The following is a 19,969-nucleotide window of genomic DNA, read 5'->3' as shown; positions in this document are numbered from 1 at the left end:
TTGGGAACTGGGAGCATTAATCAAGCTAATCATAAAAGAGGCTATGCACATTATACGTGCATAGCTCCTTTTGCGTTGGTATTTATGCATTGCGAATATCTGCCTGAAATCAATTTTCTGATTTTAATGCGTCTTCCAGGAATTTCACCGCATCTCTGACACAGTCATCACAGGAGCGGATTACCTTTCCGGTTTCCACACCCTTTAAGTCTTTACATATTACAGTTCCATTCTGCTGTTTAAACTGATTCATGACAGAGCGGACAGTCTGAGAGGTTCCGGCTTTGTCCTGGTTAATAAGTCCAGCTACAACTGCAGCACCGGAGATTGCTCCGCATGTACCGGCCATAGTGCCAAGACCTGCACCGAATCCCTGTGTGATCTTTTTGAGTGTATCCTCATCCATAGATGCCTCTTTACAGAAAGAACAGGCCACAGCCTGTGCACAGTTATAGCCGTTATGTTTCTTTTCTACTGCTTTTTCACATCTTAAATTTTTCATATATAAAATCCTCCTGTGTATAAATTTTAACCGAATCAAGTAAGTCCCCTGCTTGACTTGCGAAAAGTAATAAGCAGTGGGTGGGGACTTGAAGATATAGTTTATGATAGCACCTTGAACCTGTTTTTACAACCTTCACAAAAATTTTCAATTTACAAAGATTTTACTTTAGCGTGGTTTTACATTTAACTTTGGATTTCTATAATAGCACTTGTAAATGAGGCAACAAGTTATAAAACATAAAGATATTAAAAAGGAAATGAGCCTTTCACTTTATATTAAAAACATGGCTCATGGGAAGAGGAGAAAATTATCATGAAGAAAAAAATCGCAACAATCCTTACAGCAGCAGTTATCGGAGCAACAGCTTTCACAACAATCGTAAGTGCAGCAAGCGGAGACATCACAGTTGTATCCCGTGAAGATGGTTCCGGTACACGTGGAGCATTCGTAGAACTGTTTGGAATTGAAGAAGAAAAAGACGGTGAGAAAGTAGATATGACTACAGATGAAGCAAGTGTAACAAACAGCACATCTGTTATGATGACAACTGTTGCAGGTGATGAAAATGCAATCGGTTATATCTCACTTGGTTCTCTGGATGATACAGTAAAGGCAGTTAAGATCGACGGTGTAGAAGCTACTGTAGATAATGTTTCCAATGATTCTTACAAGATCGCACGTCCATTCAACATCCTTACATCTGATAAAGAAAGCGATGCAGCAAAGGATTTTGTAAACTACATTATGAGCTCTGACGGACAGAAGATCGTAGAGGACAACGGATATATCAAAGAAGCAGCAGATGCTAAGGCTTATGAAGCAGCAGACGGAGTTTCCGGTAAAGTAGTAGTTGCAGGTTCTTCTTCAGTAACACCGGTTATGGAGAAACTTGCAGAAGGCTATGAAGCAGTAAACAAAGACGTAACTGTAGAAGTTCAGCAGAGTGATTCCACAACAGGTGTAAACATGGCAGCAGAAGGAACAGCAGATATCGGTATGGCATCCCGTGACCTGAAAGATGAAGAGAAAGACCTTGGTCTTACAGCTACAGTTATCGCAAGAGATGGTATCGCAGTTATTGTAAACAAAGACAATGATGTTGATGAACTTACAAGCGATCAGGTAAAGGCTGTATACACAGGCGAGACTACTACATGGGAAGATCTTGCTAAATAATGTAACAGATTTAGTTTCAGAGCAGTTCGCCTGTGAATGAAATAGTACAGCAGGCGGGCTGTTTGCATGTTGAAAATCATATTTTCAGAATCACTGTAAAAGTGACAGGTTATGATTTTTGATACAGGGAAAGAAAGGTGTAATGAATGAACCACTTTAAAGAAAAAGCAATGAAATGTGTATTTCTGATCGCAGCCTGTACTTCAGTGTTGGCAGTGTTTCTGATCTGTGCATTTCTGTTTGCAAATGGTGTCCTGGCTATCGGGAAAATCGGTCCGCTGAAGTTCCTGCTGGGAACAAAGTGGAAGCCGTCAAATGATATTTTTGGAATCCTTCCAATGATCGTAGCAAGTATCTATGTAACTGCAGGTGCCATTCTCCTGGGTGTGCCGATTGCACTCTTTACTTCTGTTTTTATGGCACGTTACTGCCCGAAGAAAATTTACAGACCATTGAAATCAGGAATTGAATTGATGGCAGGTGTACCTTCTATTGTATATGGTTTTTTTGGCCTGATTCTCATTGTTCCTCTGATCAGACAGATTTTCGGCGGAACAGGAACCAGTATGCTGGCAGCCTGTGTTCTGCTTGGAATGATGATCCTGCCGACTATCATCGGAGTTACGGAATCTGCGATCCGCAGCGTACCTGAGAGTTATTACGAAGGTTCACTGGCACTGGGAGCAACCAAGGAGAGAAGCATCTTTTTTGTCATGCTTCCGGCAGCAAAATCAGGTATTCTGGCAGCAGTAGTACTTGGAATCGGTCGTGCGATCGGTGAGACAATGGCAGTTGTAATGGTTGCAGGTAACCAGCCGAGAATGCCACAGGGAATCCTGAAAGGTGTCCGTACAATGACTGCAAATATCGTCACTGAGATGGGTTATGCAACAGGTCTTCACAGAGAAGCTCTGATCGCAACAGCAGTTGTGTTATTTATCTTTATTCTTATCATTAACCTGAGTCTTTCTTTACTGAACAGGAGGGCAGAACATGCAAATTGATACAGCAGCGGCAATTGATTTGTCCAAAGAAAAAAAGCAGAATGAGTCTTCTTTCTCAGATCAGATGAAGGCATATATTAAGCATCCGGGATCAGGTGTTCTTGCATTGCTTACCCTTTTAGGTGCAGTCCTGACATTTGCATTACTGTTCTTTCTGATCGGATATATTCTGGTCAAGGGCGTACCGTATCTGTCAACAGACTTGTTCAGTTTAACTTATAATTCAGAGAATCTTTCCTTACTTCCTTCTCTGATCAACACATTCATCCTGACGGTTGTTTCACTTGTAATCGCAGCACCGCTGGGAATCTTTGCAGCCATCTATCTGGTAGAATATGCGAAAAAAGGAAGTAAGCTTGTAAATGTGATCCGTATTACAGCAGAAACACTTTCAGGAATTCCTTCTATTGTATATGGCCTTTTCGGTATGCTGTTTTTCGTAACAGCACTGCATTGGGGACTTTCTCTTCTGTCCGGTGCTTTCACATTGGTAATTATGATTCTTCCTCTGATCATGCGTACTGCGGAAGAAGCCCTGAAATCTGTTCCTGATTCTTATCGTGAAGCCAGCTTTGGACTTGGAGCAGGTAAACTTCGTACCATCTTCACCATTGTTCTGCCATCAGCAGTACCTGGTATTCTGGCAGGTGTGATCCTGGCCATCGGACGTGTGATCGGCGAAACAGCAGCCCTGATTTATACAGCAGGTACAGTTGCAGAGGTACCGAAGAACTTGATGGGTTCCGGACGTACTCTGGCACTTCATATGTATGTGCTGTCAGGTGAGGGCCTTCATATGAATCAGGCATCTGCAACAGCAGTTGTTATTCTGGCATTTGTTCTTGTAATCAATTTCCTGTCCGGAGCAGTTGCCAAACGAATTGCGAAAGGATAAGAAAAATGAGTGGAAATGAAAAAATAACAGTTGAAAATATGAACTTACATTACGGAAAGTTTCATGCGCTGAGGAATATAAACATGGCAATTCCGGAGAAAGAAATCACAGCTTTTATCGGGCCGAGTGGCTGTGGTAAATCTACACTTCTGAAATCTTTAAACCGTATGAATGACCTTGTTGAGGGATGTGTGATCACCGGTAAGGTACAGCTTGACGGTGAAGATATTTACGGAGATATGGATGTGAATCTTCTGAGAAAAAGAGTGGGAATGGTATTCCAGAAGCCTAATCCTTTCCCTATGAGTATTTATGATAACATTGCATATGGACCGAGAACCCATGGAATCCGTTCCAAGTCTAAACTGGATGATATTGTAGAAAAATCTCTCCGCGATGCGGCAATCTGGGATGAAGTAAAAGACAGATTAAAGAAAAGCGCACTGGGTATGTCCGGTGGTCAGCAACAGAGACTTTGCATTGCCAGAGCACTGGCAGTTCAGCCGGAGGTACTTCTGATGGATGAGCCTACATCCGCACTTGACCCTATCTCAACTTCCAAGATCGAGGAGCTGGCGATGGAGTTAAAGAAGGATTATACCATTGTTATGGTAACTCATAATATGCAGCAGGCTACACGTATTTCTGATAAAACAGCTTTCTTCCTTCTGGGAGAAGTAGTTGAATTTGATGATACTGATAAACTGTTCTCTATGCCTTCTGACAAGCGTACAGAGGATTACATTACAGGAAGGTTTGGTTGATTATGTCAAAGTATTTCGAAAGACAGCTGGAGGAACTGCACGTTCAGCTTATCACACTGGGAAGCTATTGTGAGAAAGCAATTTCATTCTCTGCAAAAGCAATCCAGAAGGTGCAGAATGAAGAGATTGCCCGCCAGGTTTTTGAGACGGACAGAGATATTGATGCCAAAGAAAGAGAGATTGAGAATCTGTGCCTGAGTCTTCTGCTTCATCAGCACCCGGTTGCAAGAGATTTAAGAGAGATATCTGCAGCATTGAAGATGGTTTCTGATATGGAACGTATCGGTGACCAGGCAGCAGATATTGCAGATCTGTCTTTGTATGTTGCAAAGAATACTACTGCGATTCCGGAGACTATCACACAGATGGCGGAGGACACTGTGCGTATGGTAACTGAGAGTGTGGATGCTTTTGTAAAGAGTGATCTGGAGTTGTGCAGAAATGTCATTGACAGAGACGATGTGGTGGATGATGCATTTAATGAGATCAAAGAGAAGCTTGCAGATATGATTTACGGAGGAAATCTGGATGCCAAGACAGGGCTGGATCTTCTTATGACTGCAAAGTACTTTGAACGTATTGGTGATCACGCAGTGAATATTGCTGAATGGGTAGAATATTCCATCACAGGACAGCACAGAAATAATGAGCATCAGGATTATCTGAATAATTAATTGAATAGAGAAAGTCTCTGATTTTGAATATAATTATTTGGAAGCAGGGCTTTTTATATCCGCAGGCGGGAACCGTTTGCGGATATTTGAGTTATTATATATCTCAATCGGAGACCGATATCTGCCTGAGGTATTAAATAAAAAGGGGAAGTGAAGAGAAGTGACAAAAAAAATCTTTAAATCTATAATGTTTGTATGTGCATTGGTTCTGACTGTGGGACTGGCTGCTGTAATGGGAATCCTTTACAGCAATTTTGACGGACAGATGCGCAAAGAGCTGTCTAAGGAAGCTGCTTATCTGGCATATGGTGTGGAGCAGCAGGGAACAGATTATCTGAAGAATGTAAAGGATAAGAGCTCAAGGATTACTTATATTAATAAGGATGGAACTGTGCTTTTTGATAATAAGGCTGATGCAGATGAAATGCAAAATCATAAGAACAGAACTGAATTTCAGAAAGCAGAGAAATATGGTGCAGGAGAATGTTCCAGGTATTCGGATACACTTTCTGAGAAAACAATTTATTATGCACTGCGTCTGAAGGATGGAACTGTGCTGAGAGTTTCAGGCACTCAGGATTCTGTGCTGGCACTGGTTGAAAATCTTCTTCTTCCCTTATGTGGACTCTTATTTCTGATGCTGATTCTATCAGGAATCATGGCATCTGTGATATCAAAAAGGATCGTAAAACCTGTGAATGAGCTGGATCTGGAGCATCCGGAGGAGAATAAGATTTACGAGGAGCTTTCTCCGCTTTTAGGTAAAATCCATAAACAGAACCGGCAAATCCAGAAGCAGCTGGAACTGGCAAAACAGCAGCAGGAAGAATTCTCTCTTATTACAGAAAATATGCAGGAAGGTCTGATCGTGATTGATAGGTATACCATGATTCTTTCTGCCAATTCCAGTGCATGGAATCTGTTCCGGGTAGATAAAGTATGTCAGGGAGAAAGTGTTTACTGTCTGGATCGTGCGGAAGATTTCAGACATGCGATCGAGCAGGTTCTCAGCGGAGAACATGCGGAACTGATATTGAAATTAAATGGAAGCGATATCCAGTTGATTGCCAATCCTGTGGTACGTGGACAAAAAACAGAAGGTGCTGTGATCCTGCTTGTGAATGTGACAGAGAAGCTTGAGAGGGAGAATCTGCGGAGAGAGTTTTCGGCAAATGTCTCTCATGAGCTGAAGACTCCTCTGACTTCTATTTCAGGATTTGCGGAGATCATGCAGGGCGGTCTGGTGAAATGTGAGGATATTCCCAAGTTTGCAGGGCGTATTTATAAGGAATCCCAGAGACTGCTTCAGCTGGTTGAGGATGTGATCCAGATTTCCCAGCTTGACGAGGAAAAAACATCCTACACCTGGGAACTGGTGGATGTTTATCAGGTTTGTAAGAATGCCTTTGAAAGTCTGAAGGAGAAAGCACAGAGCATGAATGTGCATCTTTATATCTGTGGGGACAGTATGAAGATGGAAGCAGTTCGGACACTTCTGGAAGAGGCAGTTTATAATGTCTGCGATAATGCCATTAAGTATAACCGAAATGATGGAAGTGTAAGCATTTTTCTGACTCAGACTGCACATGAGATACAGATTGTAGTCAAGGATACAGGTGTGGGAATTCCAAAGGAAGATCAGGATAGAGTTTTTGAGAGATTTTACAGAGTGGATAAAAGTCATTCCAAAGAGATTGGAGGTACCGGACTGGGACTTTCTATTGTGAAGCATGCGGTCAGCACTTTGAATGGAAGTATTGTGCTGAGAAGTGAAGAAGGAAGTGGAACGGAAATTACTATGAAATTTCTGAAAGTGCATAAGGAATAAAATAGAATAGATACAGAGGGGATGTCAGTTTGACAGCCCCTCTAAATTATACCGTAGAAAGAACCTTTTTATTTTTTTCGATATTCATTGGGGGTGCAGCCGACCACATCTTTAAACAGTTTGGAAAAGTAGGAATAATTTCCATAGCCGACTTTCAAAGCAACTGTTCCAACCGGGATGTCAGGGTTGAGCAGAAGCTCTTTTGCTTTTTCTAACCGATAGGTGGTGATGTAATTGATGATAGAGGTCTGCGTTTGTTTTTTGAAAAGTCGTGCCAGATAATCTGGATTGAGATAAACCATATCAGCCAGCATGGTACGTGAGATATCTTCGGAGTAGTGCTGATGGATATAGTTGAGTACAATATCAACGACGGAGTCTTTTTCGTTGACGAAGCTATTGTATTCTACGGCGCGTTGTATCAGATAGCGCAGATAATTAAACATATATGGTACAGCGTCCAGAGATTTTGTGATCAGTTCGTCTCTTTCTTCTGAAGAAAATAGAGTGTGTGCTTCGATTCCGTTTTTATGTAGATAGGAAAAAACAATTTGTTCGATATCAAGTCTCAGATGCAGAAGAAAATTTTTGGTGATACCACTGGCCTGAATGTATTTGGACAGGTAATTTTCGATATTCTGTAAAGCTGCGTCTGCCTGTTTTTGTTCCAGAAAAGTATTGATTACTTCCAGTGATGGAGGGATGTAGGAAGTTGTGCTGGGAACAAAATCTTGCAGAAAAAGTGGTTTATTTACGGAGTTAAGGTTGGATTCTCTCATTTCACGTAGTCTGGTAAGAGTTTCAGGCAGTTCTGTCAGGGAAACCTCTGGTGCAATGCCGCATGCAATTTCACAGTGCAGAAAACTCTGAAGATTTTTGAACAGTGTTAGTAGATTTTCTGTAAATGGCTGACGGATTTGTTCCAGTTGCAATCCAGAAAGTATGACAACGTATTCAAAGGTGTTCAGTATCACTATAGACTCATAGAGAATGCAGGATTTCTGAAAGGTTTCGGCTGTAATATTCTGGAAAGAAAAATCTACCATGGAAGACTCCATGGGCATTATCTGGCCGGAGAGTGGATAAAGCCGGAACAAAACAGGAATGAAGAGGTCATCTGCTGTATAGGAAAGATCTTTTTTTCTTAATTCTGTTTCAAGAAGAGAAGGTTCACGAAACAGAGTGGTGGCAAAAAGTTCTTTCCAGAATAAATCTACAATATAGCGGTAATTATCTTTCCATTTCTGACTGTCTGCTTTTGTCTGGGTGAGCGCAGCATTCTTTCTGACTTTAGAAACTGCTTTTTCCAGAATATGGGATAAAGTATCAAAGTCTATAGGTTTTAGCTGGTAATCGAGGGAGGACAGTTCGATAGCTTTTTTTGCGTAATCAAAATCCGCATAGCTGGTCAGGAAAATAAATTGTATTTCTTTTCCTGATTCCCGGACCCAGGAAAGAAGATCAAGACCAGAACCGCCGGGCATTTCGATATCGCAAACACAGATATCGATGGAGTTTTTTTCTATGATTTTCTGAGCTTGACGGATATTGAAAGCAGTGAGTACTTCTGTGACTGTTAGTTGCTCCCAGTTTATTTTTTTCTCAAGGGCCGCTACAACAAAGCGGTCATCATCAACTAATAATACGTTCATAAAACTTTCCTTTCATAAATTAGGCAGAGAATTGGATCAGACTGCAGGGAGAAGGATGGTTACGCAGGCACCCCCAGATGGGAGGTTTGAGAAAGTAATGACCGCTTCTCCCTGACCGTACAGCAGATTCAGACGTTGGATGGCATTGGTAATTCCAATACGGTGACCATTTTGAGGTTCCAGAGGAATAGCAGAATTTAGGGATTGCAGGATGTCTTCCGAGAATCCGCATCCAGTGTCCATGACCTGAATCTGAATATTTTCATGTGAATTTCCGCCGGCAGTCATCCAGGCGATGTCTGTGCGTATGATTATGGGTTCATCAAAAGTATTGGAGTGTTTGATGGCGTTTTCTATAAAGGTCTGGATCAGAATTGGTGGGATTCGTATGTTTTCTGTACCTTCTTCTGCGTGAATTTCATAGGAGAACGTATCTCCGTAACGCATCTTTTGGATTTCCATATAATTTTTTATATGTTCCAGTTCATTTTTTACAGGAACAAGATCCTGGGTGTTCTGGAAAATATATCGAAAATAGTTGGAAGTAATCATAGACATTTTCATGATCTCTTCGTAAAGCTGCGTCTGTGCCATACTGTAAATGGTATTCAGACAGTTCAGAAAAAAGTGAGGACGTATCTGTAGCTGAAGATAATTCATCATTGTTTTTTGTTTTTCCAGTTCTTTTTCGTAAATGTCAATTTTCAGTTTTTTGATCTGGCGCATCAGATTTTTGAACTGGGAGTTCGCCTGCTCAAGTTCGAGAAGATTGGTGTCTTTTAAATTGATGGTTTCTGCAGAATCATCCAGATGTGCCAGATTTTCTAAAAAGAGTTTGATCGGAGTCAGAACGTGTTTCTTCATATAGAAAATGGAAGTAAACAGGATAACTGCGACCAGAAGGACTGCCAGTGCAAGAATAAACTGAAGCAGGATTATTTTTTCATAAGCCCTGAATTTGCTGAGAATAATCTGAGGATAAAAAGCACCCATAATCAGAGCACCGCTGATAATCAGATTATTTCCCTTATTATAGGTCTCGTAAGAATCGGAATTGCTTTTTCTTGAAAATTCAATATGGTGTTGCTTCAGCAGTTCTTTATTAGTAAGTACGGTTCCGTTTTGCGAGGTAAGAGAAATGAAACCGTCTTTTTCTTTAATTATGTTTTTTAGTGGCTGAATGATATTGTCAGCAGGAATAAAACAGCAGGCGTAGTGGGAGCCTGTATGAAAGGATTTGTAAAAATATACGTTCTTTCCGAGCATTAGTACTTCCCAGGCATCCGTGTAGAAACTTGTTTTGGGCGCAGTTATTTTTTGGATCAGATGCTTGTTCAGCAGTACGAGCTGATTCTGAGTAAGTGTCTGAAAAATTTCTGTAGGACGATACATCCGTTCATTCTCTGAATTATATAGAAAAATCTGATATCCTTTTTCAAAAGATTCCAGAAAAATATCAATATTATTATGAACTCGTTCTGCGGATGAAATGAATTCCAGTTTGTCCTGTGTTTCCAACAGAGTATCTGCATCGTCATTTTCAGTCAGGAGCCGGATTAAATAGCGATTGATGGAAATATGTGCGGTGTCGATTTGCGAAGCATAAAGGGATGTTGTATCTTGCAGGGACTGAATACTTTGGGAACGCATGGAAAAAATGACAAAACAGCTGATCATGATATCCAGGATTACAACCGGAACCAGCAGAAAAAACAAAAATTTTATGACATGATCAATGGAGTATCCGGCAACACGATGTCTGGAATACATATAAATACCTCCTGAAATATTATAAAATCATTATGATGAAAACAATTATAACAAAAATCCGATAAAAAGATAACAATATTCCGACCTTTTGATACAACAAAAGAGACAAGCTATGAAAAAAGAAATCGGATTTCGGAAAGTGTGAGGTCGTTATTTTACTATTAAAATACTGGAAAATCTGTATAATGAGAAACATCAGACAGAGAGATGTATACATCAAAAAAAATTAAAAAGGAAAAGAATTGAGGTAAAAGGATGAATAAGAAAGTGATTGCAGCGGGAATGGCTATGGTACTGGCTTCTATGGGGCTGACTGCCTGTGGTGATTCCGGTTCAAAAGAGGCTAAAGATTCTTCTGATGAGACTTATACAGTTACAATGGCTTATATTGGAGATAAGGAGGAAGATACAGATCGCATCGAGAAGAAAATCAATGAGATTATGAAGAAAGATATCAATATGGAACTCGATATCGAACCGATCAGCTGGGGTGCCTATGCGGAAACAATGAAGCTGATTCTATCCGGTGGAGAAAAGATGGACATTGTACCAATCCTGGTGGAACAGGTTAATTCCATGGTGAATGCGAAGCAGGTTATTGACATGTCTGAATATATCGACAAATATGGCAATAATATTAAAGAACTGCTTGGTGATACTGCGAAAGCAGCAAATATCGGAAATTATGTATACGGTGTGACAACAGGACGCGAATGGTTCTGCCAGTCATCTGTTATTATGCGAAAAGATATTCTGGATGAGTGTGGAATTGATGTATCTTCTATCACAGATTATAAAGATTTGACTGACGTTTATGCAACTGTGAAAGAAAAATATCCAGATATGGTCATGATGGCAAGCAATAACAGTGCAACACCGGATACCAAATATGAAATGAATGATACACTTACTGATGGATTTGGTGTATTGATGGATCATGGTCAGGACACGACAGTTGTAGATTATTATGAGACAGATGAATATAAAGAGTTTGTAGAAACAATGTATGACTGGCAGCAAAAAGGTTATTTGTCCAAAGATGCTGCAACCACAACAGAGAGTGCGGAGAATCAGGTAAAAGCAGGTGCCGCTTTTTCTTACCTTGCACCAAACAAACCAGGATATGATACCCGTGCCGCTTTACTTTGCGGAACAGAGATGGAGATTGCTCCGATTTCCGAACCATGGGCTGGCACTGCACAAATTTCTTACCTGACTTATGGCATCAGTTCAAGTTCTGCTGATAAAGATAAAACAATGCAGTGTCTGGATTATTTATATGGAAATGCAGATATTCTGAACCTGTTGAACTGGGGGGAAGAAGGTGTTGATTACGAAGTTGTAGATGCTGAAAATAATATCATTAACTATCCGGATGGAAAAGATGACAGCAACACGTATCATCTGGCAGAAGGATGGCAGTTATTTGACCAGTTTAAAATGCATATCTGGGAGGGTGATTCACCAGATATCTGGGATGAAACAAAGGCACTGAATGAGAGTGCAATCAAATCAAAAGCATTCGGATTTACCTATGATTCTACAAGTGTTGCAAACGAACTGGCTGCACTGAGTAATGTAAAAGCAAAATATGCAGCTGCTCTTGGTTCTGGTACAGTAGATCCTGAAGAAACACTTCCGAAATTTATTGAGGAACTGAAGAAAGCAGGAATTGAGAAAGTGATCAGCACCAAACAGGAACAGCTGGACAAGTGGCTGGAAGAGAATAAATAACACAGACAGGGGATGCCGCTATGCATCCCCTGTTATATTCCAGATAATTGAAAGGAAAATTTATGAAAAAAGCAAAATTTAAAAGATGGGCACCGCTTTATCTGATGATGGCACCGGGGCTGATTTATCTTTTTATCAATAATTATATGCCGATGGCAGGACTTGTGGTTGCTTTCAAAAATTACAACGTGGTAGATGGAATCTTTGGCAGCCCATGGGCCGGTCTCAGCAATTTTACTTATCTGTTTAATGATGCGTGGACGATTACAAGAAATACGTTGCTTTATAATATTGTATTTATTATCATCAACCTGATTCTGGGAATTGCATTTGCCATCTTTATCTGTGATATTCGGAGCAAGGCATGCAAAACAATTTATCAAAGTGCAATTTTACTGCCGTTTCTTATGTCTATTGTAATTGTAAGTTATATCACTTTTGCCTTTTTCAGTGGGGACAATGGAATGCTGAATAAGACAATTCTTCCGTTTTTCGGGAAAGAAGCAATTAATTGGTATTCAGAATCCAAATATTGGCCTGTGATCCTGGTTATCGTAAATACATGGAAAGGTGTAGGATATGGATGCCTGATTTATATTTCCAGTATTTCCGGAATTGATCCTTCTTTTTATGAGGCTGCAGAACTGGATGGAGCTTCAAAGTGGAAACAGATCCGATACATTACACTTCCATCGATCATGCCGTCTGTAATCACTTTGACACTGTTAAACATTGGAAGAATTTTCTATTCTGATTTTGGATTATTCTATCAGGTTACACAAAATTCCGGTCAGCTTTATGATACCACCAATGTAATCGATACTTATGTATACAGGGCACTGCTTCAGTCCGGAAATATCGGAATGGCTTCAGCGGCAGGCTTTTATCAGTCCATTGTCGGATTTGCCTGTGTACTGCTGGCAAATGTGGTTGTGCGCAAATTAAGCCCTGAAAATGCAATGTTCTAGGAGGTAAAAAATGGTTAGAAGCAAAAGTGCAAAAAGATTTGAACGATTGGCACATACGGTCATGATACTGGTTACAATCTGTATTGTATTGCCGTTTATCTTGTTATTTATGTCATCTATTACCTCTGAAAGTGCTCTGGTTAGAGATGGATATTCCTTTTTTCCAAAAGAGTTCAGTATTCATGCCTATAAGTTTATCTGGGATAATGCTGCAAATGTATTCAGGGCATATGGAATTACAATACTGGTCACTGTAATAGGAACCAGTATTAATGTGGCAATGTCTGCATTGTTGGCGTATCCGCTTTCCCTGAAAAATCTTCCAGGAAAAAGAATCCTGAATTTCTACATATTTTTTACAATGTTATTTAATGGTGGACTGGTTCCTACATATCTCATGTATACAGGAATTTTCCATATCAATAACACACTGCTTGCATATATTGTGCCGGGACTTCTGATGAGTGCCATGAATGTTATGCTGATTCGTACATTCTTTGCAACCAGTATTCCGGATGCACTTTTTGAAGCAGCTCAGATTGACGGTGCAAGTCAATTCCAGATTTTTTTCAAAATTGTATTGCCACTGGGTAAACCCATTCTTATTGCCATGGGTCTGCTTTCCGGATTAGGATACTGGAATGACTGGACAAATGGTCTGTACTATATTAGAGATACGAAGTTATATGGCATTCAGAACCTTCTGAATAAGATGATTTCAGATTTGACAGCACTGACACAGAATGCTTCTGGTGCGTCAACTGTTGCAATTGCAGATATTCCATCTGCATCTGTCAGAATGGCAATAGCGTTTGTTGCAATGCTACCGATTTTATGCCTGTATCCGTTTTTACAGAGATATTTTACCAAAGGTATCGCGCTTGGTGCCGTAAAAGGCTGAAGATGTTTTGAAGGAAAGGTGGATTATTTTCCTGTAAATATTTAGTGTTTTCAGCAAAGATTTTTTCTGATAAGATGGGGAATAGAAAGTATTGGGGAAAAACGGTCGGAACGATCATTGCATCGCTTGAGAGATGTTGTTCTCAGAAAGAAAGGATAAAACATGAACGATTATAAATTGGATTTAGAGAAATATGCAACACTGGCGAGACAGGCAGCCGCAGAGGGATGTGTACTTCTGGAGAATGAGAAGCAGGCACTTCCTTTGAGAGAGGGAGAGAGTGTGGCTGTTTTTGGCCGCATGGCATTTCATTATTATAAAAGCGGACTTGGTTCCGGCGGTCTGGTGAATACGAGATATGTAGTGGGAATTCTGGATGCGCTGAAGGAGTGTAAAGAGATTCAACTGGATGAGAAACTGCTGGGTATTTATGCAAACTGGATTAAAGAGAATCCTTATGATGAAGGTCAGGGATGGGGTCGTGTTCCATGGTCTCAGAAAGAGATGGAAGTTACAGAGGAAATGCTGGACTGCGCACGTAGCAACGATGTTTCGCTTATTATTATAGGAAGAACTGCAGGTGAAGATCAGGATAATAATACGAATCCGGGAAGCTATTGTCTGACGGAGACGGAGGAGGATTTGATCTGCCGGGTCTGTGAGGTGAGTAAGTGCACAGTTGTGGTGCTGAATGTTGGAAATATTATTGATATGAGTTGGGTGGAGAAATATCATCCTCAGGCTGTGCTGTATGCATGGCAGGGTGGTCAGGAAGGTGGCAATGGTGTGGCTGATGTGCTGACCGGTAAAGTGTGTGCATGTGGGAAGCTGACAGATACCATTGCTGAGAGGATTGAGTATTATCCGTCTACGGAGAATTTTGGTGATCCATATAAGAATTATTATAAGGAAGATATTTATGTGGGTTATCGTTATTTTGAGACATTTGCGAAGGATAAGGTGCTGTATCCGTTTGGATATGGTTTGTCCTATACGAATTTTGAGACAAAGGCGGAGATTTTTAAGAATACTGAGGATGAACTCACAGTGGCTGCGACGGTTACCAATATCGGTGATGTGAGGGGCAAAGAGGTTGTACAGGTTTATGTAAAAGCACCGCAGGGTAAACTTGGAAATCCGGCAAGAAAGCTGATCGGATTTGCAAAAACCCGGGAACTGGCACCGGGTGAAAAAGAAGAACTTGTTATCATCATTCCCAAATATGATATGGCCTCTTATGATGACAGTGGAGTGACAGGACACAAATCCTGTTATGTTCTGGAAGAGGGAACTTATGAAATTTTTGCAGGCAGTGATGTAAGAAGTGCGAAATCAGCAGGAATTTACAAAGAAGAATTACGTGTAATAGAACAGTTACAGGAGGCATATGCACCGATTGAGAAATTCCGGAGAATGAAAGCCGTTCTGAGAGCGGATGGAACTTATCAGGCAGTAACAGAAGAGGTTCCTGTCCGCACAGCAGATCCACATAAACGCAGAGAGGAAAGAATGCCGAAGACTCTGGAGTATACGGGAGATAAAGGCTATAAGCTGGCAGATGTACTGGATAAAAAAGTTTCTATGGATGAGTTTGTGGCACAGATCAGTGAGGCGGATCTGATTGCCATGTTCCGCGGTGAAGGAATGTGCAGTCCAAAGGTCACTGCTGGAACTGCAGCTGCATTTGGCGGTGTGACAGAGTCTTTGAAGGCTCTTGGAATCCCGGTGGGATGCTGCGCGGATGGGCCGTCAGGGATTCGTATGGATTGCGGTACGAAAGCGTTTTCTCTGCCAAATGGAACTTTGCTGGGCTGTACTTTTAATACGGAGCTTGTGGGTGAGCTGTATGAAATGACAGGGAGGGAACTTCGACTAAATAAGATTGATTCCCTGCTGGGACCAGGTATGAATATTCACAGGAATCCACTGAATGGTCGAAATTTTGAATATATTTCTGAGGATCCGCTTCTCACAGGAAGAATTTGTGCGGCTCAGGTGAAGGCAATGGCTAAATCCGGAATTGGAAGTACGATTAAGCATTTCTGTGGAAATAATCAGGAAGTGGGACGAAGTACTTCTGATTCTGTTATGTCTGAGAGATGTCTGAGAGAAATCTATCTGAAGGGATTTGAGATTGCAGTAAAGGAGGGGGGTGCACGTTCTGTAATGACTACTTATGGAAGTGTAAATGGGCTCTGGACTGCAGGTAGCTATGATCTGTGTACAACCATTCTGAGAAAAGAGTGGGGATTTCAGGGTATTGTCATGACTGACTGGTGGGCGAAGTCCAATTATGAGGGTCATCAGGCAGAGGTAACTGCGAAAGCTCCTATGGTAGCTGCCCAGAATGATATTTATATGGTAGTGAGTGATGCGAAGTCCAATCCGGAGAATGACGATGTGGAGGAAATGCTTCATGCAGGAAAAATTACTGTGGGAGAATTGCAGAGGAATGCAGCCAATATCCTGGGATTTCTGTTAAAAAGTCCTTCTGTTTTATTGTTGACAGACAGAATATGTAAAGAAGAACTGGAGGCTATGAATACAAAGGAAGAGGACGATGTGGATGCCGGAAGTCTGGTAAGTATTGAAAGTGATTCGGTGACACAGAAAATTGTAATTGACGGTGCATTATTACATCCTGCAAAGGGAAAGGCAGATGTGATTGCTGTGACTAATGAGTTCATGGGTGATTTCACAATGAAGTTTACTTTGAAATCTGATCTTGGTGAGCTGGCTCAGCTTCCGGTTTCTGTATTTTTGGATAATATTCATAAGATGACTGTTTCAGTACAGGGGACCAATGGAAAATGGGTAGAAGAAAGCCGCATCCTGAATATGGGATTTAGTCATAATCACTATATCAAATTTTATTATAGTGCGGATAATCTTGAAATTAAAGAAATTGTGCTGATTCCGAATAGGTAAGACCAATTTTAGGAACGCTTGCAAAACTATATTCTTTATGGCATAATTATGAAAATACTCAGAACCTGCGAAAGATGAGTGATAATTGCTTTATAAAAGTGGTTATCTGTGGACTTTTTTAATGCGGAGCGGGCTGTTCAGAGGAAAAGTGTTACTGATGATTAGAACAGTGTTAAGAGTGATGAGGAAAAGATAATATGTCAGGTTTTACAAAGGAAATTATTGCAAAGACTTTTACAGAATTGCTGGATGAAAAGCCCATGTCTAAGATTACGGTGAAGGATATCGTGGAACGATGTGGTGTAAACAGAAATACTTTTTATTATCATTTTAAGGATATTCCGGATGTAGTGGAGTTTATTTTGAAAAAGAAGTGGGATGAGATTCTGGAACACCCACAGGACAGAGCCTCTATTCTGGAATGTATGGAAGAAATGGCAGATCTGGTGAGAAATAACAGAAAGGTTATGTTTAATGTTTACAGATCAGTGAAAAAAGATACGTTCCTTTTTTATATGAATGAGATTTCCAACTATATTATTATGGAATATTTTCGGAAAAATGCAGATCAGTTTGATCTTGATGAGGGAGAAATCCGGATTCTGATTCAATATTATAAGTGTCTGTTTATGGGATTTCTGATGGAGTGGCTGGATAATAATCTGAAATCTGATTTTGGAGAAGAAATGCGTCAGGCTTCCCGGCTTTTTGAAAAGCACCCGGAGCTACATGCGGTATTGAACAGATCAGAATAGAGTGAAAATACCTGTTGTTCCTGATATTTATTATAGCAATTCTCTTAAATGTATTATCTGAGAGAAGCGTTATAGGTAATTCCTTTAATTTTCATATTATACAAAATTAAGCTTATGTCTGTTTTTTGGACATGGGCTTTTTTTTGTCTATTTATTGTTAAAAAAATCACAGCTATAATAGCAGCCATAAAGAGATGAAAACAAGAGCCTGACAGTCACAGGTTCGGGTATATTTCAGAAGGGAGGAGCAATAGGATGGATGCACTGAAGCAGTTAAAATTAGCCAAGAATGGTTATATTATTATGTCTGTATTATTTATGGTTCTGGGTGCCTGTCTGATTATCTGGCCGGATTGTTCGATGGCAGTTTTCTGTACAGCAGTAGGGATTATGCTTATTGTATACGGATTGATAAAGATTCTGGGATATTTTTCCAGAGATATCTATTGTCTGGCATTTCAGTTTGATCTTGCCTTTGGAGTGCTGCTGGCAGCAGTAGGAATTATTATTATAGTACGCAGGAACGTAGTGGTGAATCTGATCTTTGGAATCTTTGGACTTCTGATTCTTGCGGATGCATTATTTAAAATTCAGATGTCGATAGATGCAAAGAAATTCGGGCTGAATCTCTGGTGGAGGATTCTCCTGGTAGCGATTCTGACCGGTGTTCTGGGATTTTTACTTTTGATAAGGCCGTTTGAGGCAGCAGAGATCATGATGATCCTGGTTGGTGTTTCGGTTCTGTTTGAGGGAATTCTGAATCTTTGTGTGGCGATTTACACTGTAAAAATTATTAAAAACCAGAAACAGGATATCATAGATATGGATGAATATTGATAAAATAATAAAAATATACCTGATACACAGGTGTTTATATATATATCACATCACAACAAGGAGGAGCAATCACATGAAATTAATGGACAAAGCAAAACAGGCTGCACTTGCAGCAGCAGTTAAGACAGGTCTGGGTTATCTGGAGAAGGACCCGGAAGTAAATATACCGAAACTGATGGAACTTGTAGATAAATTTGTACCGGATGGCTGGTATGAGTCACAGAGAAATGCAATCCGTAATGCAATCCAGAATAAGGACAGCAACTGGTATAAACTGATCCTGAGGATTTATGAGCTGGATCCAGGAGTACGTGAAGCATTCTTTACAAACTTTATTATCAATGCCAGCTTAAAGGGAAGTGCACTTCAGGAAGAAACAGCAGAAGAGAACAACTGTAATGTTCCATGGGCAATCCTTCTTGATCCTACAAGTGCCTGTAATCTGCACTGTACAGGATGCTGGGCAGCAGAGTATGGTCACAAATTGAATCTTGATTTTGACACCATCTGTTCTATTGTAGAGCAGGGCAGAAAAATGGGAACTTATATGTACATATATACAGGTGGTGAACCGCTGGTACGTAAGAAAGACCTGATGCGTATCTGCGAGAAATATCCGGACTGCGAGTTCCTTTCCTTTACAAATGGTACACTGATCGACGAAGAATTCTGCCAGGAAATGCTTCGTGTTAAGAACTTTGTTCCGGCAATCAGCCTGGAAGGTTCTGAGGAAGCAAACGACGGACGTCGTGGAGAAGGTGTATATCAGAAAGTTATGCATGCAATGGAACTTCTGAAAGCTCATAAACTTCCGTTTGGTGTATCTACCTGTTATACTTCTGCAAATGTGGACAGTGTAAGCAGCGAGGAATTTTTTGATCACATTATTGACTGTGGTGCGTTATTCGTATGGTTCTTCCATTATATGCCGACAGGCAATGACGCTGTAGTAGAATTAATGCCGAATCCACAGCAGCGTGAGAAGATGTATCACAAGATCAGAGAGTACCGTTCTACAAAAGCTATTTTTGGAATGGATTTCCAGAATGATGCGCAGTATGTAGGAGGATGTATTGCAGGAGGAAGACGTTACCTTCATATCAATGCGAATGGTGATGTAGACCCATGTGTATTTATCCATTATTCTAATGCAAATATTTATGAAAATACTCTGCTGGAAGCATTGAAGAGTCCGATTTTCATGGCATATCATGATGGTCAGCCGTTTAATGAAAATATGCTTCGTCCATGCCCGATGCTTGAGAATCCGCAGAAGCTTCGTAAGATGGTTGAAGAATCCGGTGCGAAGTCTACAGATTTGCAATCACCGGAGTCTGTGGAGCATCTCTGTGCGAAGTGTGATGCTTATGCAGAGCATTGGGCACCGAAAGCAGAGGAATTATTTCCTGTAAAAAATAAGTAACTTAATAATAAGAAAAAATATTAACTCAAAATTTAGCCAAAGTTATCAGAGAAAGTTCCCTGTCCGGTCATCCCCTGTCCGGATGGGGAACTTTCTCGTCTTTGAATAAGGGGACGCGCGAAACAGCATCTCTCTGTGGGTTCAGTTCCGGGGGC

Annotated in this window: 16 protein-coding genes; 13 read left to right on the top strand and 3 right to left on the bottom strand. The window is 40.6% G+C overall.

Annotation, left to right across the window (positions count from 1 at the left end; genetic code table 11):
* Window positions 1-109: 109 nt before the first annotated feature.
* Window positions 110-502 (bottom strand): C-GCAxxG-C-C family protein, encoded by a 393-nt coding sequence (locus tag NQ550_RS18525; RefSeq protein WP_020993177.1) that lies wholly within the window; start codon window positions 500-502, stop codon window positions 110-112.
* A 315-nt stretch (window positions 503-817) separates the two neighbouring features.
* On the opposite strand from NQ550_RS18525, the gene NQ550_RS18520 reads away from it, so the two are divergent.
* The 6 genes from NQ550_RS18520 (at window position 818) to NQ550_RS18495 (ending at window position 6,846) form a co-directional block, all read left to right on the top strand.
* Window positions 818-1,681 (top strand): substrate-binding domain-containing protein, encoded by an 864-nt coding sequence (locus tag NQ550_RS18520; RefSeq protein WP_008705068.1) that lies wholly within the window; start codon window positions 818-820, stop codon window positions 1,679-1,681.
* A gap of 146 nt (window positions 1,682-1,827) precedes the next feature.
* Window positions 1,828-2,685 carry a phosphate ABC transporter permease subunit PstC gene (gene pstC / locus NQ550_RS18515; RefSeq protein ID WP_025577747.1) on the top strand — a complete coding sequence of 286 codons (858 nt, stop codon included), beginning with the start codon at window positions 1,828-1,830 and terminating at the stop codon, window positions 2,683-2,685.
* Window positions 2,675-3,580: a phosphate ABC transporter permease PstA gene (gene pstA, locus NQ550_RS18510; RefSeq protein WP_008705064.1), complete on the top strand. Its 906-nt coding sequence runs from the start codon at window positions 2,675-2,677 to the stop codon at window positions 3,578-3,580. Before pstC ends, pstA begins: the two co-directional genes overlap by 11 nt.
* 5 nt (window positions 3,581-3,585) lie before the next feature.
* The gene (gene pstB / locus NQ550_RS18505) at window positions 3,586-4,344 is read left to right on the top strand and encodes a phosphate ABC transporter ATP-binding protein PstB (protein ID WP_008705063.1); all 759 of its coding nucleotides are present in this window, start codon (window positions 3,586-3,588) and stop codon (window positions 4,342-4,344) included.
* Window positions 4,345-4,346: 2 nt separating this feature from the next.
* Window positions 4,347-5,018, top strand: a complete 672-nt coding sequence (phoU, locus tag NQ550_RS18500) for a phosphate signaling complex protein PhoU (RefSeq protein ID WP_008705061.1) — start codon at window positions 4,347-4,349, stop codon at window positions 5,016-5,018.
* Between the two features lie 160 nt (window positions 5,019-5,178).
* Window positions 5,179-6,846, top strand: coding sequence for a sensor histidine kinase (locus NQ550_RS18495; protein ID WP_025577749.1), 1,668 nt, complete (start codon window positions 5,179-5,181; stop codon window positions 6,844-6,846).
* Between the two features lie 68 nt (window positions 6,847-6,914).
* Here NQ550_RS18495 and NQ550_RS18490 read toward each other — a convergent pair whose 3' ends face one another.
* The gene (locus NQ550_RS18490; RefSeq protein WP_025577751.1) at window positions 6,915-8,498 is read right to left on the bottom strand and encodes a response regulator transcription factor; all 1,584 of its coding nucleotides are present in this window, start codon (window positions 8,496-8,498) and stop codon (window positions 6,915-6,917) included.
* Between the two features lie 36 nt (window positions 8,499-8,534).
* Window positions 8,535-10,268, bottom strand: a complete 1,734-nt coding sequence (locus NQ550_RS18485) for a sensor histidine kinase (protein ID WP_025577753.1) — start codon at window positions 10,266-10,268, stop codon at window positions 8,535-8,537.
* 255 nt (window positions 10,269-10,523) lie between these two features.
* On the opposite strand from NQ550_RS18485, the gene NQ550_RS18480 reads away from it, so the two are divergent.
* From NQ550_RS18480 to NQ550_RS18450, 7 genes are all read left to right on the top strand, one after another.
* A complete protein-coding gene (locus NQ550_RS18480) occupies window positions 10,524-12,002 on the top strand; it encodes an ABC transporter substrate-binding protein (RefSeq protein ID WP_008705054.1) in 1,479 nt (492 codons plus the stop codon).
* Window positions 12,003-12,064: 62 nt separating this feature from the next.
* Window positions 12,065-12,970, top strand: coding sequence for an ABC transporter permease (locus NQ550_RS18475; protein ID WP_025577755.1), 906 nt, complete (start codon window positions 12,065-12,067; stop codon window positions 12,968-12,970).
* Window positions 12,971-12,980: 10 nt separating this feature from the next.
* Entirely contained in the window at window positions 12,981-13,871 is an 891-nt protein-coding gene (locus NQ550_RS18470) for a carbohydrate ABC transporter permease (RefSeq protein ID WP_008705044.1), read from the top strand.
* Window positions 13,872-14,033: 162 nt separating this feature from the next.
* The gene (locus NQ550_RS18465) at window positions 14,034-16,799 is read left to right on the top strand and encodes a glycoside hydrolase family 3 protein (RefSeq protein WP_025577757.1); all 2,766 of its coding nucleotides are present in this window, start codon (window positions 14,034-14,036) and stop codon (window positions 16,797-16,799) included.
* A 197-nt stretch (window positions 16,800-16,996) separates the two neighbouring features.
* Window positions 16,997-17,554, top strand: coding sequence for a TetR/AcrR family transcriptional regulator C-terminal domain-containing protein (locus tag NQ550_RS18460; protein ID WP_022381285.1), 558 nt, complete (start codon window positions 16,997-16,999; stop codon window positions 17,552-17,554).
* A gap of 255 nt (window positions 17,555-17,809) precedes the next feature.
* Complete coding sequence (locus NQ550_RS18455; RefSeq protein WP_008705039.1) at window positions 17,810-18,391, top strand: HdeD family acid-resistance protein; 582 nt, start codon at window positions 17,810-17,812, stop codon at window positions 18,389-18,391.
* A 73-nt stretch (window positions 18,392-18,464) separates the two neighbouring features.
* Complete coding sequence (locus NQ550_RS18450) at window positions 18,465-19,814, top strand: radical SAM/SPASM domain-containing protein (RefSeq protein ID WP_008705038.1); 1,350 nt, start codon at window positions 18,465-18,467, stop codon at window positions 19,812-19,814.
* Window positions 19,815-19,969: the final 155 nt, after the last annotated feature.

Origin of the sequence: Blautia wexlerae DSM 19850 (assembly GCF_025148125.1) — a bacterium.
Taxonomy (GTDB): domain Bacteria; phylum Bacillota; class Clostridia; order Lachnospirales; family Lachnospiraceae; genus Blautia_A; species Blautia_A wexlerae.
The sequence above is the reverse complement of the archived record's forward strand: the minus strand, read 5'-3'. Positions and strand labels throughout refer to the sequence as shown.